The organism is Bacillus sp. CH_48, assembly GCF_038008465.1.
Taxonomy (GTDB): Bacteria; Bacillota; Bacilli; order Bacillales; family Bacillaceae_G; genus Bacillus_A; species Bacillus_A thuringiensis_S.
The window spans coordinates 2,039,900-2,054,681 of record NZ_JBBOZF010000001.1; the positions used below are offsets into that span (position 1 = coordinate 2,039,900).

Below are 14,782 nucleotides of genomic sequence, written 5' to 3' on the forward strand. Positions count from 1 at the left end.
TCCAGGTAGGTGACATTCATGTATTTTGTAGACAGAAAGAAAATAGAACAAATGCTAGTATGTTTAGAACGAGCAACAAGTACATTTCAAGAGAAAAAGATATATGAAACCGAGTTTGAATTTTACGCATTAGAGCGCATAGCCCATCTTATTATTGATACTGTATTAGATGTAGGAAATGCGATGATTGATGGATTTATTATGCGCGATCCAGGAAGCTATGAAGATATTATTGATATTTTAATGGATGAGCGAGTGATAAGTGAAGAAGATGGACAAGGGATGAAAGAAATTATCCTTCTTCGAAAAATGCTTACGCAAGATTATATTCAAATGAATCATGATGAATTATATAAGACGATTCAAAAACATATTGCAGTGGTAGAAAAATACCCAGCAAATATTCGCAGTTATTTAGAAAAGGAATTAGGACCTGTATCTGCATTTGTACCAGAATAATTATGCTTATAAGATCCCCAGAGAATGCCTTTTGGGGATCTTATATTGTATGTGAGAAAGAAAAGGGAGAAGGGTGAAGTATGGGGGAAGCACGTACTACGAAAGACGAGATTGTACAATTGTTGAAAGTAAAGGGAGAGCACACAGTAGCGGAACTAGCTGACGTTTTAGAGATTACAGAAATGGCAATCAGAAGACATTTAAGTAATCTTGAGAAAGATGGACTCATTTATTCTAAGATGGTAAGGCAACATGTCGGAAGACCAACTTATTTGTATGGATTAAGTGAAAAGGGAGAAGATACATTCCCGAAAGAGTATAAGCAATTTGCGATTGATATGCTAGAAGATTTAGCTCGGATGGGCGATGAAAAAATACTTCAATATGTTTTAAAAGAAAGAACGAAGCGTATGGAAGAACAGTTGCAAAAGCGAGTGAGTAATCAAAAGAATTTAGCATATAAAGTGCAAGAGATAGCAGCTATGCAAGAGAAAAATGGTTATATGGTTCAAATAAAGAGAGATGGAGAGAAATCTTTCGTAATTGAAAAACAAAACTGTCCGTTAAAAGAAATTGCAGAGAGATTTCCGCAAGTATGTAAAGATGAAAAAGAGATGTATAAGCGTTTATTTACGAACGCAGATGTGAAAACGCTAGCAAACATGTGCGAGGGCGATTGTAGTTGTTCTTACCAAATAAAAGAGAAAAAATGAACGTTATGGGGCGCTTTAAGGTAAAGCGTTTTTTTCTTTTGGAAAAGCGGGTAATATAAGAGTGGTATGATAAGGTGAGAACGTTAGCATAAAAGGAGAGACATAATCGATGTATAAAGGTTACTTAATTGACTTAGACGGTACGATGTATCGCGGGGAAGAACAAATTGAAGAAGCAAGCGACTTCGTCAAAGCATTAGGAGAGCGCGGCATTCCATATTTATTCGTTACGAATAACTCAACTCGCAAACCAGAACAAGTGGCAGAAAAGCTTGTTCGTTTCGATATTCCAGCGAAAGCGGAGCAAGTATTCACAACGAGTATGGCGACTGCGAACTTCATTTATGAACGTAAACAAGATGCAACTGTATATATGATTGGTGAAGAAGGCTTACACGATGCACTTGTGGAAAAAGGATTTGAACTTGTGGATGAAAATCCTGATTTCGTTGTTGTTGGTTTAGATCGTGACATCACATATGAAAAATTAGCAAAAGCGTGTCTTGCTGTGCGTAACGGCGCGACGTTTATTTCTACAAATGGAGACATTGCCATTCCGACTGAGCGCGGATTGTTACCAGGTAACGGCTCATTAACATCAGTTGTAGCAGTATCAACAGGTGTGGATCCAATCTTTATCGGAAAACCAGAATCAATCATTATGGAACAAGCTTTAAAAGTTCTTGGCATAGAAAAAAATGAAGCATTAATGGTTGGGGATAACTATGATACAGACATTTTAGCAGGAATAAATGCTGGCATGCATACGCTTCTTGTCCACACTGGAGTCACAACTGTGGAGAAGTTAACAGAATATGAAGTACAACCAACGCAAGTTGTGCATAACTTGACGGAGTGGATTGAGAAGATGTAATGAAAAACAGGTAACCGAAGAGGTTACCTGTTTTTTTTATTAAAACGCACGATTCACAACATCTTTAACTTCTTCAAGATATTGTTTACGCACACCATCATCCACAGAAGGAACACTCGTATAGAATGTGTGCTCAATTGTTTCAATGCCTGTAAATTCAAAAATACCAACATCTGCTGTTTTCTTCATTGCGTCAAACATCCCGCCTGCTGTGTATGCCTCTTTCGTATTACCCATTGTAGATAATAACAATCCTTTTTTACCGCTTAATAACTTTTCAATGCCGTTTTCACCGTAAGCATAAGCGAATCCATGGCTAAATACACGGTCAACGTATCCTTTTAAAATAGCAGGAAGTCCCGCCCACCAAACTGGATAAATGAATGTAATGCTATCAGCCCAAGAGATATGCTCTTGCTCTTCTTTAATATCTTCTGGTGTGTTTCCTTGAGAAAATGAGATGAAATCGGAAGCGCTTAATACTGGATTGAAGTTTAATTCGTATAGATCGCGAACGCGTACTTCATGACCTTTTTCTTCTAATTCACTTTTTACCGTTTCTAAAATTGCATGGTTGAAGCTTTCTGGATTTGGGTGTGCATAAACGATTACATGTTTCATTGTTCTTCCTCCTATTTTGTGGATATGTGAATAGTTATTTGTATATATGTAACCATTATGGTTACTCCTTTTATGGAAGTCAAGTAATACATATGTATAAAAAGACGCTCAAAAATCGCCTTTTTATACCCCGCTCATACAAAGTACAAAGAAGACAAATAAAATAATGACAAGACCAATGCCGAAGTTAAATACGAGAGTGCTATCCATATATGTAGCCTCCTTGTTTGAAAGTAAAAAGCACTCTAGTTAAGAGTGCTTTTTTATTTTGAATCTACTTTATAACTTTTAGAAAGTGATTCATGCTTGTAATGATTTACATTATTTTATGTATTTATACTTTGAAATGAGTAAGTCCTTGTGGGATATAGAAAAAAAGACACTCGAAAGAGTGTCTTTTAAGATGACAAAATGTGCCAATTGCTTGAGGTTGATAAGACGCTAATTTCCGTGTTAGCGCCTTTTCTTTAATCAAGAAGTGTAGCAACAGCGATTCAAATAAATTGTACCATTTGTTTAATTGTGGTGCGTATGCAATTGTGCATATTTTAATCATGAGGTAGGTAATGAACTGTGAATAATTTGAAGTGATTTATTTACGATTTCTTCTGCGGCATATATGCCGATTGCGTCTGTTTTTAAAATATAGGATTGTAAGTTATCATGCATTGCTCCTAACTCACCATGAAGTGGTGCGAAGGCATGGTCCGCCTTTTCAAGCATGCATAAATCAAGTAAAGAATCCCCAGCTGTAATAATCGTATCTATTTGCAAAATTTCTTTTATATATTGCACGGCATCCCATTTGTTAATTGGTTTTGGTACAAAGTATAGCTTCCTACCTTGAAGTGAATGATTCCAGCCTTGTTTGTCTAACCAGGAAGTGAAGGATGATAATTCATCATAAGGAATGTTCTCCCGTTTAATGATGCAATAATGGAATAGATCATCGGCTGTTTTTTGTGATATAACCCAATCTTTATGAGCAATTTGTCCAAACTCCTTTAGTATGTCGTTTCTCTCTATACATTCAACCGATAGTCTTTCTTTTACTGTCCTGTTCCAAGTACCATCTTGTTTACCGTTATGAAGGATATTACCGCCGTTACTTGTAATGGCGTATTCGGGAATGATTTCGTTTTGGAATAAAGTAATACGCTGAAACTGCTCAATAGTTCTTGTTGTAACTGGGATGAAATGTGAGTGCAGTTGTAATTTTTTTAGTAGTGAAATGGTTTTATGTGATATGAAAGAAATTTCTTTCCCATCTAAAGTTTCAATGAGTTGAATTGATTCATCTTCTATAGGGGCACGAAACGATTTCCGGGAATAAATAAGCGTTTGATCAAGATCACTGGCGAAAATCATAACGTTTCCCTCCTAAGAGGCTTAATGAGCCCGCAACATGAATAAGTCATATTCTCATAGATTTCAATAGGGACATTCTTTTCTTTAGCGAGAAGTAAAATATGCTTTAAATCGGGATTGTTTTGCTTACATATTAAAATTTTCCACGGTATTCTCCGGAGTAATACGCGAGTTGTTTCACCGACTCCTGGTTTGATTAAGTTAATATCGTCAATTTCAAAGTGACTTTGGATAGACTGTATATCTTTTAATCCTTGCCAAGAGGGATCAGTGTAAGTTGAAGTAATATAACGTAATTGATTATCTATATGAGAATGAACAGAAGGGAATAAATCTGTCACCTCATCAATGAAGAAATTTGATAAGTCTTCTTGTTCTAGCTCTTTATAATATTTAACACCATGAAAATCATTTGGACCAATATAGGTATCATTTAGTACAGTGCGGCTAATGAGTCCAGAGACGGTTGCATTTAAGCAAGCGCTAGGAATAAGAAAATCTTCACGTGTACCGTAAATTGAAGTACAGTAACCGGGATCAGCAAGCACAGCCATACAATGAGAAATGTGTGTATTATTTCGTTCGTTAAATGTGTGTACTGCATATTCTAATTCTTTTTTTATTGCACCTTTCCCAGTCCATCCATCAATGAATTGAATTGTTTCTTTAGGGTGATGTTCCAAAATATAATGGAGTGCATTTTCATCAATACCGCGTCCGCGAACAATAGAAATACAATAGTGAGGTACATCAAGGTTGTATTGATAGCGTATGTAGCGTTTTATAAGAATACCAATAGGTGTACCAGCACGAGCTAATGAAACGAGGACAAGGTTAGTTCCTTTAGTCTGTATAATTTGTTCGGCGACAACTCCAACAGCGATGGCTAGTTTGTGTTTGTATTGTTGCAGAGAAGAAAAGAATAAATCCATATACGCTTTAGATGGTTTATATTCCATTGGTAACATTTCAGAATAATGTGTGCCAGCTTGAATTGCTTGTTCTCTAGTTTCTGTGGAACTTTCTTTCATTAAATCACTAATATCTTTTAATAGAAAAATAGCATCATTTGGATCATAACTACTAATGTGAGAATTTACTTTTACCATAATTATCAACCTTCCTTTTCTATGCTATTTGAAAATGAGACGATATGAATAAAAGGAATAACTGTTTGTAACTGCTGTAGAAGAGGAGATAGGGCTTCTTCTCCTAAATCACGTTCAATAAAAACAAATACTTCATCGTAATCATGAGGTGAAATATTATAAAAGTAATTTGTAATAGTAGAATCTTCAGGACTTGGATATGAGAAATGATTATGAATGGCGTAGTTCACATCATTTGAAACAGGATGGATAGGGCTTCTTGTTGTAGATTGATATAAAATATTTTCACCCATTTCAGCAGCAATTTTCATTGGGATATACATAAATTCACCCGTTCCGAGGCAGAGTGTTCGTTTTCCAATTCTTTCTCTTTTTAAAGTTTTTCCTGCTTCTTGAGCGAAAGAATGAATGTGCTGTTGTTCATATGCTGAAATGCCAAATCGCCCAGTATATTTTATATAATTTGATGTATAGGGTAATTTTGGGCAGGTAAGGGTATGTTTTTTGAAATTAGGTTTTGTTTCTTCAATTTGAATATCTGTTTTGGCAATATTCAATGGTTGGCCAGTTGTATGAATACTGCCTTCTAATAAAGAAATAACATGAATCTTAATTTGAAGTTCGTCTTCTAATTGTTTAAATTGTCTTCTATTAGTATGAGAACGCCAGTCTAATAAAGAAGCAATAATATATTCTTCTCGTGGGAATTTATTTTGAATCGATCTAATAATATTTAATGCTGTTTTTCCTGTTGTCATCTCATCATCTACGAGAACAATAGGATTGCTGTTTTGAAAAAAGCTTTCATCCACATAACAACGGTGCGATGTTGCATGAGAATGTTCTTCCTCAAATGTAATGACAGATTCTAGGTGGGGTATCGATTCCCTAGTTGTATGTACATACTTTGCATTTTGAAAGCATTGAAACATAGAATGACCAAGTGCTGTCGCTGTCTCAGCGAATCCGATGAACAAAACTTCTTCTTGCAGAGGATATTGATAACGAAATACTTCCTCTGGGATTTCATGAATTTCTAATGAAATGAGATTTAAAATTTCTTTTTGAAATGGATGAGAAGTATTATGTAGCATTTCCATATATCTTGTAGCGAGAGCAAATCCACTTGATAGAGAGACTGCAGGTTTAATAGGAAGATGCTTTCCAAGGATTGTACTCACAAATAAAAAACTACGTTTCTTATTTATTCTAGCAGCCATTTGAAAAAGATTGTCTAGCGCTAAGTTATATGGATTATCACGTACTTCTACATGAACTTGTATATTATTTAAAACGTTATACGTGTTGCTTTGCGTTTGTAATAAGGAGATCGGTGAATTGTTTGTTTTCATGTAGCACCCCATAAATATTAGATTTTAAAATGGTTTTGCGAGCCCAGCCATAATGCGGCTTTACTTCATTCATTTTGTTAGAAAAACTGCTTTTTAGCACTCCATTATACGTATCTGCATTTTGTAAAATTGACCTCGCATCTAAATAATCTTCCATTGTGACAATGTGCATTGCCTGTACAACTTTAATATGAGATGGGTGAATAACTGTCTTTCCGATTAAGCCATTTGCATGGTCAAGTGATACCTCTTGAATGAGCCCTTCTTCATGATCATTAGAAAAATATTCCCATACACATCCTGAAATAATATATTCATTTGTTGCCCTTGAGAAAACGTTAATAATGTCTGAAATACAATCACGGACAACAGTAATATGATAGATAGGTGTGTATTTATTGCGCCGAATACTAAATATACTTGAAAAATCAGTAGCACCAATACGTACATTTAAGATGTAATCGTGATAAGAATCTAGTAAATCTTTTATTTGTAATAATGATTCTGCCCGTGTTTCCTTATACATAATTTCTGGTGATTCTAAAATCGGCATGCCATATAGCGATAATGAGTATAACTCGTTTATACATGCAAGCTGATCGATATAAGTCTTTCCGTTAATCGGTGTGAATTTTGGAAAGACAAAACCACATAAACAATGAACAGCACTACCTAATTCAGTAACAATTGTCTTCATTTGACTTGGCTGTCGAACTCTAATAAAAAGAAGTGGGATGTCTGCTTGATTTAGTATGTTGGCACTGACTAAGTTGGCTATTTGCTGTATTTGAACGACGATGTTTTGCTCTGCAAGTTTTACTTCTTCATCGCTGATAGCGTCCTCTAGACAAAGAATAATTGAGGTAGCATCCACATGTTTCTTTCTAATTATATCTTCCGCAATCGTTTCTTTCGTGCCAGGAGTATATAGTGTAGCGCCTAGTGCGTAAGCTAGTTGTTCTTTTCCTATATTTTTTGAAAAACTAAGAGGTTCTTTATAGAAAAAATTTTGCCGTTCTTCTGAGGAGAGATAAGAAAAGTAATTCAAATTGTCACCACCTTATTTGTAATGATTCTGTTTAATCGTAACATAATAAGGAAAATCTTCCATAAAATGAAGCGAGAAATTAAAAAAATATATTGAGAAAGATGAATTATAAGATGAATATCGAATATTGTTAATAGAAATATAATAGGGGGAAAGAGAAAGTGGATATACATAAGTTAACAGAGGAAGAAGCAAATGAGATAAATACGTGGGCGTACGAGGAACCATATAATTTATATAGTTTTTCAGGCGAGAAAGAAGTAATAAAAGAATTATTAGATGGAACTTATTATGGCTGTTGTAACGATCAAGAAGAGTTCATCGGCTATTTTTGTTTTGGAGAAAATGCACAAGTACCAGGTGGAAGAGATGCTAATTTATATGGTGGAGAAGATGTGATTGATATCGGACTTGGCATGAAGCCAGATTTAACAGGGAAGGGAATGGGAGAAATGTTTTTTCAAGCTGGAATAGCGTTTGCTGCTAAGGAATTTAATTCGAAGATGTTTCGATTAAGTGTAGCAACATTTAATACAAGAGCGATTACGTTATATAAAAATATCGGATTTAAGCAAGGGTCTATTTTTTTGAGTCGTGGAAGAGAATTTATGCTTATGGAATACGAAAGACCGTCAGCATGAAACTGACGGTCTAGAAAACATTATTATTCCGAGTGATCAGCTCGGTGCGCTAAACGGCTTGAGGCAGCGGCAGCAATTCCGCCAACGATATCGTCAAGGAACGTGTGCACTTTTCCAGTTGATTTATCATTTAAGTATTCTAAAATACCAGGTTTTAATTTATCGATATATCCAAAGTTCGTGAAACCGATAGATCCGTATACATTCACGATAGAAAGTGCGATAACTTCATCAATTCCGTATAAGCCTTCATCACGTTTTACGATATCTTGTAACGGCTCACTTAGCATTCCTTTTTCAGCAAGAACATCGAGTTCGATACCTGTAATCAGTGCGTTTTGTACTTCACGTTTTGATAGTACACGTTCTACATTATAACGGCATTCTGACATCTCTAAATTTGGATGATATTTTTTTTGAAGAAAATGAACAAGTTCAGCAATATCGTCAATTGTTACACCGCGTTCTTGTAATAGTTGTAATGCTCTTTCTTGTAGTTGATTTGATTCTTTCATGTTTATCACCTTTTTTTCTTTTTAGTATTTGTATACGTTTCGTTGCTTTATCATGTGCATAGGAATGAAAGGCGAGCACAAGCTCATATATATAAAGAAAAACCATAGGTGGCGACTGCGATGATTCAGCATATTTATGAGCATTATCACATGCATGTTAAAGAATTAATCCCCCTTGGCCCCTATAAAAGCTTTTGGATTCGCAACAAAATTTATGTACTTGTTCCAATTGGAGAAATGGAGGAAGAAGTACTTGTAGAGATGAAAAAGCTCAGTGATTATATGAACCAGCAAGGGGATATAACTGTAGCGACTTTCGTTCCGACTATACACGGCTACTATGTAAGTGAGATAGAAGAACAAAATTACTGCTTATTAAAAGGTATGCGCACGTTAGAACGACATGCTATGTCATTAGGAAGTGAGCTTTCTATATTCCATAAACGAGGTGCATTCTTTCCAGAAGAAATTGAGCAATTAAGCCGTATTGGTGAATGGAAAGCGTTATGGGAAAAAAGGCTCGACCAATTAGAAAAGTTTTGGCAATCACAAGTGATGAACCACCCTTCAGATGTATTCGATCAATTGTTTATTGAATCCTTCCCGTATTACTTAGGAGTTGCAGAAAATGCAATTCAATATGTTGTCGATACAGAAATGGATGATACGCCGCAACTAACGGATGCAGCAACAATTTGCCAAGAACGATTCACACCTTTATTATGGCATCAAACGAAGCGGCTCAAACTTCCTTTTGATTGGGTTTATGATCACCCAACTCGAGATATGGCAGAATTAATTCGCTATATGATGATAGAAAAAAAGAAAGACTGGGAGCAAACAATAATTCAATTTGTTACAGATTATGAACGTAATTATTCGCTATCCTCATTTGGCTGGCGCTTATTATTTGCAAGGCTCTTGTTCCCGCTGCACTATTTTGAAACGGTCGAACGATATTACCAAACTGGAAACGAAGAACAAAAAAGCATATATAGAGATCGCTTAGAAGCCATTTTACACGATGTGAACCGCTCAGAGCAATTTATGAAGCATTTTTATGGCTCACTTCGTTTACCAGTAGATAAGCTTGGGATTAGAAAATTAGATTGGCTATCTTAAACGTATAAAAAAGAGACCGCTGGAGGTCTCTTTTTTATACCACAATTTTATGTAATACATTATGCCCCTACCTGTTGATCTGTACATATATTTAAAACGAATTGATGTTTTTCGAGTTTTTCATTTACTTTACCCAATAATTCTTGCTGGATTTCTTTAAATAAAAATTGATAGCTTGTATTCCATGTTGGTATAACGGATGAAAGGCCTAATAAATACTCTTTTTTCTTTTCTAGTTCTTGAATTGTTAAAAAAGTGTTCCCCATTTTTGGCATGTGTCATCCCCCTATGTTTTCTTACTGTATATGTGTGAACGATTCACTATATAGTATTAATTATCGCATTTTTTGAGAAGGATTTCCAATTTTGTTTTATGATGTTAACGGATAAATGTGATTTGAATAAAAAAGGAGACCAAATTTGGTCTCCTTTTAGAAGGCGATTCTGAACGAGCCGCTTCTGCTTTTAATTATCCAGCTCCAGCGGCTAGAACAGTCGGCCATTTCGCGCCTTCCTGTGAGGCAAAAAGCGCCTCTTCGTCAGGAGCTCCAATGACCTCCTGTTCTGAACGAGCCGCTTCCGCTTTTAGATTAAAATACTTGTTCTACTTCGATAACGCCTGGTACTTCTTCAAGTAACGCGCGCTCGATACCAGCTTTTAGTGTGATTGTAGAACTTGGGCAGCTTCCGCATGCACCCATAAGGCGTAGTTTTACGATACCTTCTTCAATGTCTACTAATTCAACGTCTCCGCCATCGCGAAGTAAGAATGGACGTAATTTATCTAATACTTCTAATACTTGTTCTTGCATATGTGGGTTTTCCATTTTTATCGACTCCTTTCATCAGTTTTATTATAATCAAGATAGAGGGGAAAATCTATTTTTTCTCTTCTTGTTTTATTGTCGAAATATTGTATCATGTTTTTTCAGTATAGGGGTATGGAATAAGTTTGTAAAATGATGTGCTTATGTAATAAGACATCTGAATATACTGTTGGAACAAGAAGTGGGGGAGAAGAAATGGTTAATGTGCAAGTGTATGGGACGAAAGTAATTTGTGCGAGCTGCGTCGGAATGCCATCTTCAACAGAAACGTTTGAATGGTTACAAGCGGCAATTGGTCGTAAATATGAAGGACAAGAAAATAAATTTAATTTCGAGTATATTGATTTTCAAGAAGAACAAGAAGATGAAGATAAGAAAGCATTCGCTGAGCGCGTAGTGGAAGAAGATTTATTTTATCCGGTCGTTCTTATAAATGGAGAAATTGTTGGAGAAGGAAATCCTCGTTTGAAGGATGTTTACGAAGAAATCGAGAAATATTTATAAAACAAGAAGTCTTTGCGAATTTGCAAAGGCTTTTTTTATTGGAGGGATAGATGTGAAAAATGGAGTGAAGCATGCGTTACCAACGGAAGTACAACAGTTAATGGAGCGGTACACAGTAGAATTAAAAGAAATTTTTTTGGATGAAAAAATAGTCGGGGTATATATTTACGGATCCATCGCACTAGGTGCATTTCATAAGGAAACGAGCGATGTTGATTTTGTTACAGTGATAAGTGATTCCGTGAATGAAGCTGAAAAACAGCAGCTTGTGGAACTACATAAGAAACTTAGTGATAATACGCTAGGTAAAAGAATGGACGGTATGTATATTCCGCTTGTTGATTTAGGGAAATACAATGATGAAATAAACGAGTATGTGTATTGTGCAGATGGTAAAGCTAATGTTGGTCATTGGGACATTAATGCGGTCACATGGTGGACGTTGAAAAATCAAGGCATTACAGTTACCGGAAAAGAAGCAGAAGATCTTCCGTTGCAAATACAATGGAATGATGTAGTAAATACGATGAAATATAACGTAGAACAGTACTGGAGTGAAAAGGCGAAGAAGCCATATTTATTTTTTATAGAAGATTGGGTAGAATCAGCTGTCGTTACGATGGGACGTATTTTATATACACTAGATTATAAAACAATCGTTTCAAAAGATAGAGGATTGCAATACTTGTTAGAAAGTTCAGCGGAAGAATGGGAGCTTTTATTAAAAGAAGTAGAGCGAATACGGCACAATCCAAAAGAAAAGCGAATGCTCTCAAGGTGGAGAAGGGCAGATATGACGAAGAGGTACTTACTGCATTTAATTGAGGCGTGTAGAGAGAAATGGTAGGGACGAAAATGGACAATACAGTGGGGTGTATTGTCTTTTTTTATGTTGGATTTGGTATATAATGGTTTAAAAAGTTTGATTATACTGGAGGGGATAGGATGAATATAGAATTAGCTACATATGAAGAAAAGAATGAACAAATGAGTATGCGCCAAGTAATTAGCATTCTATTAATTATTTTTGGGGTCATGCATGGAATTGGTTTTTTGAACCTTTTATATGATTCTTCCTTATACCCATGGTATGTAGATTATCTTATTCCACCTTTCACGTTTTGTATGATTATCGTAATGTATGCACCGGCAAGAAATTGCTGCTTACATTTAATAAAATCATTACAATTCAATAATTTTAAATACTATGTAACGATAGTAATGACAGCGATTGTAATGCTTATATATCTTGCAATATTAAATTTAGTTCTACCACATGGGCTTGGGGTGGACGAATCTAATATAGTAATAGAGCCTACTAAAAGTGAAATCATTTTATACGTAGTTGTACTCACCGTTTTTGCACCGATTTGGGAAGAAATTTTATTTCGGGGGATGTTTTTCACGAAATTATCCCAGCGCTTTTTCTACACTTACTAGTGCCGTTATAAGTGCTTGTATATTTACTTTAGGCCATCCCCTTACAGTAGGTAGTATTTTATATATTTTTGGTATGGGTATATGTTTAGCATATACATATAAGAAAACGAAGAATTTACTCGTTCCAATTGGGATTCATTTATTAAATAATTCGTTTTATTTATTAGTAAATTTTCAACTATAAAAAGACGCCTTTTTGAAAAGGGCGTCTTTCGTATTTTGTAGTAAGTAGAAAGGGTTTTACACTCATTGTGTAGAGGCAAGGTAATACAAAATATAAATAGTTTCATGTGAAACATTTTTATTATCAAATATACAAAATGATTAACTTAGTGTATTAAACGTATCATTCATAAGTATTCTAATATATTTAAAAGTAAAATAAAATAAGAAACAGATAATTGTCGGAATATATTCGATTTCCGTTCATTTTTATGAAATATGTGTACTTTTTGTTAGATTCCTTTATTTTTTACATATACAATAAATGTATATAGAAATAAGAAAAGGATGATGTACGTGAAGGACACTGTTTTACAAGAAACAATTTCTCAGCAAGAATTACATAAAGTTGTTCAAAAAAATACAGCTTATTATGATTTTAAGTGGGGTAAAGTAGAAAATCCTGCGCAAGGGAATACATGGAATTGGGTAGCCTTTTTCTTCCCAACCTTTTGGTTAGCTTATCGTAAAATGTATAAGTTATTTATTATATTTGCGTTATTGGCTATACCTAGTATAGTTATACCCCCTTTTATAGATATTCCAGATGGGATTTATGTAACATTTAGTTTAGCTCTTCAATTAGGAATGATGATATTTACTGGATGGCAAGGAAACCGTTTATATTATAAGCATGCTGTTCGTGTTTTTCGTAAGGGAGAAGATGCGTCTGATCATAAGAAGGCGTATTTCTTACAATCAAAGGGCGGCGTTAGTGTAGCTGGTATGATTGGTTTACAGATTATAGTCGGGATTGTGTTTGGTTTAGCTGCGTTAGGGCTGTCCTTTTTACCAACTGAGCCGAATATTAAAAACGTTGTTCGTTCAAGTGATGAAGGGGTTACTTTAGAGATTATGACTGATAATCCAACTTGGAAGTTTGTGAAGAAAGAAAAAGAGTATGACGTAGTAGAGTTTACTGGTTATGATTATACAGAGAAGAAAAATGTGAAAATTAAATTTGCTGTTTATTTCGATGAAGATTATTTCGAGTGGCAAGAGGTATATGAAAATAATAAGAAGTTAAGTGAAGAAGTAGTAGAAGAATATCAAATTTATATTGAAGAAAATAATTGGGGTTTCTAGAGGGAACTCGTTCATTTTGAAAAGAAGAATCTTGTGAAGATTCTTCTTTTGTTTATTAGGGGAGAGAGAAATGATTTCAGCATTAATAGAAGCTCTAATAGGATCTATTAGTTTAAGTACGGGTTTACACACGAAAAAGATTGATGCTAACATACTTTACTTGCAGCAGTATGAGTGGTTTCGAATGATGTATGAAGACGAGAAGTATCGAAAGTTATTTATTACGAACTACAAAGTTCGCTCATATTTACAAAGTAAGCTGAGAGTTCGATTGCTGGTAAAAAATAAAAATGCACAACGAAGATTTTTAAAATTAGTAGAAGAGCAAATGGAAAAAAGGCATACGAATTGAAATTTTGTAAAATACGATAAAAAATGAGAATTTGAGGTAGGGTTGTCAATAACGTGAGACTATGGCACTATAAAGAAATGCTATACAAATTTTATTTATCGAGATGTAAACATCAATTTTGATTTTTACGTATAAATAATGAACGGAGGAAATGAATTTATGGCTACTTTACCAAATTGTCCAAAATGTAATTCAGAATATACGTATGAGGATGGCGTTCTTTTCGTATGTCCAGAATGTGCTCATGAGTGGGGCCAAGACGCAGAAGCTGAAAATAATGATGGTGCAAAAGTTGTAAAAGATGCGAACGGAAACGTTCTTCAAGATGGCGACGCTGTTACTGTTATTAAAGATTTAAAAGTAAAAGGAACTTCTTCAGTTGTGAAGATCGGTACGAAAGTAAAGAGTATCCGTCTAGTTGATGGCGATCACGATATCGATTGTAAAATCGACGGTTTCGGAGCTATGAAGTTAAAATCACAGTTCGTTAAGAAGGCGTAAGACAATAAAAAGAGGGGGCGAATAGCCT

General features: G+C 35.0%; 18 protein-coding genes and 1 pseudogene. 11 read left to right on the forward strand and 8 right to left on the reverse strand.

Features of this window, described 5'->3' with window-relative positions; all coding sequences use genetic code 11:
* Positions 1–18: 18 nt before the first annotated feature.
* The 3 genes from N2V92_RS10040 to N2V92_RS10050 all read left to right on the forward strand — a co-directional run bounded on the left by N2V92_RS10040 (position 19) and on the right by N2V92_RS10050 (position 2,046).
* Complete coding sequence (locus N2V92_RS10040; protein WP_000274010.1) at positions 19–459, forward strand: DUF86 domain-containing protein; 441 nt, start codon at positions 19–21, stop codon at positions 457–459.
* A gap of 80 nt (positions 460–539) precedes the next feature.
* The gene (locus N2V92_RS10045) at positions 540–1,172 is read left to right on the forward strand and encodes a helix-turn-helix transcriptional regulator (RefSeq protein ID WP_000503340.1); all 633 of its coding nucleotides are present in this window, start codon (positions 540–542) and stop codon (positions 1,170–1,172) included.
* Between the two features lie 109 nt (positions 1,173–1,281).
* A complete protein-coding gene (locus tag N2V92_RS10050) occupies positions 1,282–2,046 on the forward strand; it encodes a TIGR01457 family HAD-type hydrolase (RefSeq protein ID WP_000276467.1) in 765 nt (254 codons plus the stop codon).
* A gap of 39 nt (positions 2,047–2,085) precedes the next feature.
* On the opposite strand, the gene N2V92_RS10055 is transcribed toward N2V92_RS10050, so the two are convergent.
* The 5 genes from N2V92_RS10055 to N2V92_RS10075 form a co-directional block, all read right to left on the reverse strand.
* The gene (locus tag N2V92_RS10055; RefSeq protein ID WP_016078134.1) at positions 2,086–2,667 is read right to left on the reverse strand and encodes an NAD(P)H-dependent oxidoreductase; all 582 of its coding nucleotides are present in this window, start codon (positions 2,665–2,667) and stop codon (positions 2,086–2,088) included.
* 552 nt (positions 2,668–3,219) lie between these two features.
* Positions 3,220–4,035, reverse strand: a complete 816-nt coding sequence (locus N2V92_RS10060; protein ID WP_016078133.1) for an HAD family hydrolase — start codon at positions 4,033–4,035, stop codon at positions 3,220–3,222.
* Complete coding sequence (locus tag N2V92_RS10065) at positions 4,032–5,144, reverse strand: cysteine protease StiP family protein (protein WP_000241494.1); 1,113 nt, start codon at positions 5,142–5,144, stop codon at positions 4,032–4,034. The genes N2V92_RS10060 and N2V92_RS10065 overlap by 4 nt, the downstream gene beginning before the upstream one ends.
* 5 nt (positions 5,145–5,149) lie before the next feature.
* The gene (locus N2V92_RS10070) at positions 5,150–6,496 is read right to left on the reverse strand and encodes a phosphoribosyltransferase family protein (protein ID WP_016078132.1); all 1,347 of its coding nucleotides are present in this window, start codon (positions 6,494–6,496) and stop codon (positions 5,150–5,152) included.
* Entirely contained in the window at positions 6,441–7,544 is a 1,104-nt protein-coding gene (locus tag N2V92_RS10075; protein WP_001106085.1) for an HpcH/HpaI aldolase/citrate lyase family protein, read from the reverse strand. The genes N2V92_RS10070 and N2V92_RS10075 overlap by 56 nt, the downstream gene beginning before the upstream one ends.
* A gap of 161 nt (positions 7,545–7,705) precedes the next feature.
* Here N2V92_RS10075 and N2V92_RS10080 point away from each other — a divergent pair, with 161 nt between their 5' ends.
* Positions 7,706–8,185 carry a GNAT family N-acetyltransferase gene (locus tag N2V92_RS10080; RefSeq protein WP_000351142.1) on the forward strand — a complete coding sequence of 160 codons (480 nt, stop codon included), beginning with the start codon at positions 7,706–7,708 and terminating at the stop codon, positions 8,183–8,185.
* Positions 8,186–8,208: 23 nt separating this feature from the next.
* On the opposite strand, the gene N2V92_RS10085 is transcribed toward N2V92_RS10080, so the two are convergent.
* Positions 8,209–8,700, reverse strand: a complete 492-nt coding sequence (locus N2V92_RS10085) for a phosphatidylglycerophosphatase A family protein (protein ID WP_000665102.1) — start codon at positions 8,698–8,700, stop codon at positions 8,209–8,211.
* A 120-nt stretch (positions 8,701–8,820) separates the two neighbouring features.
* Between N2V92_RS10085 and yutH the strand changes: the two genes are divergently transcribed.
* Positions 8,821–9,822 carry a spore coat putative kinase YutH gene (gene yutH / locus N2V92_RS10090; RefSeq protein ID WP_000614219.1) on the forward strand — a complete coding sequence of 334 codons (1,002 nt, stop codon included), beginning with the start codon at positions 8,821–8,823 and terminating at the stop codon, positions 9,820–9,822.
* A gap of 59 nt (positions 9,823–9,881) precedes the next feature.
* Here yutH and N2V92_RS10095 read toward each other — a convergent pair whose 3' ends face one another.
* Together N2V92_RS10095 and N2V92_RS10100 are read right to left on the reverse strand one after the other, a co-directional pair.
* Entirely contained in the window at positions 9,882–10,097 is a 216-nt protein-coding gene (locus N2V92_RS10095) for a hypothetical protein (protein ID WP_001125497.1), read from the reverse strand.
* Positions 10,098–10,412: 315 nt separating this feature from the next.
* The gene (locus N2V92_RS10100) at positions 10,413–10,649 is read right to left on the reverse strand and encodes a NifU family protein (protein ID WP_000431159.1); all 237 of its coding nucleotides are present in this window, start codon (positions 10,647–10,649) and stop codon (positions 10,413–10,415) included.
* 195 nt (positions 10,650–10,844) lie between these two features.
* Here N2V92_RS10100 and N2V92_RS10105 point away from each other — a divergent pair, with 195 nt between their 5' ends.
* From N2V92_RS10105 to phnA, 6 genes and pseudogenes are all read left to right on the forward strand, one after another.
* A complete protein-coding gene (locus N2V92_RS10105; protein ID WP_000248589.1) occupies positions 10,845–11,153 on the forward strand; it encodes a YuzD family protein in 309 nt (102 codons plus the stop codon).
* A gap of 52 nt (positions 11,154–11,205) precedes the next feature.
* Positions 11,206–12,000 (forward strand): nucleotidyltransferase domain-containing protein, encoded by a 795-nt coding sequence (locus N2V92_RS10110; RefSeq protein WP_016078131.1) that lies wholly within the window; start codon positions 11,206–11,208, stop codon positions 11,998–12,000.
* 539 nt (positions 12,001–12,539) lie between these two features.
* Positions 12,540–12,777 (forward strand): annotated as a pseudogene (locus N2V92_RS30015) (lysostaphin resistance A-like protein); the annotation flags it as partial.
* 326 nt (positions 12,778–13,103) lie between these two features.
* Positions 13,104–13,901 carry a DUF2628 domain-containing protein gene (locus tag N2V92_RS10120; RefSeq protein WP_127057683.1) on the forward strand — a complete coding sequence of 266 codons (798 nt, stop codon included), beginning with the start codon at positions 13,104–13,106 and terminating at the stop codon, positions 13,899–13,901.
* A 70-nt stretch (positions 13,902–13,971) separates the two neighbouring features.
* Positions 13,972–14,253 carry a hypothetical protein gene (locus N2V92_RS10125; RefSeq protein WP_000622255.1) on the forward strand — a complete coding sequence of 94 codons (282 nt, stop codon included), beginning with the start codon at positions 13,972–13,974 and terminating at the stop codon, positions 14,251–14,253.
* A gap of 159 nt (positions 14,254–14,412) precedes the next feature.
* Positions 14,413–14,754: an alkylphosphonate utilization operon protein PhnA gene (phnA, locus tag N2V92_RS10130; protein WP_000212735.1), complete on the forward strand. Its 342-nt coding sequence runs from the start codon at positions 14,413–14,415 to the stop codon at positions 14,752–14,754.
* Positions 14,755–14,782: the final 28 nt, after the last annotated feature.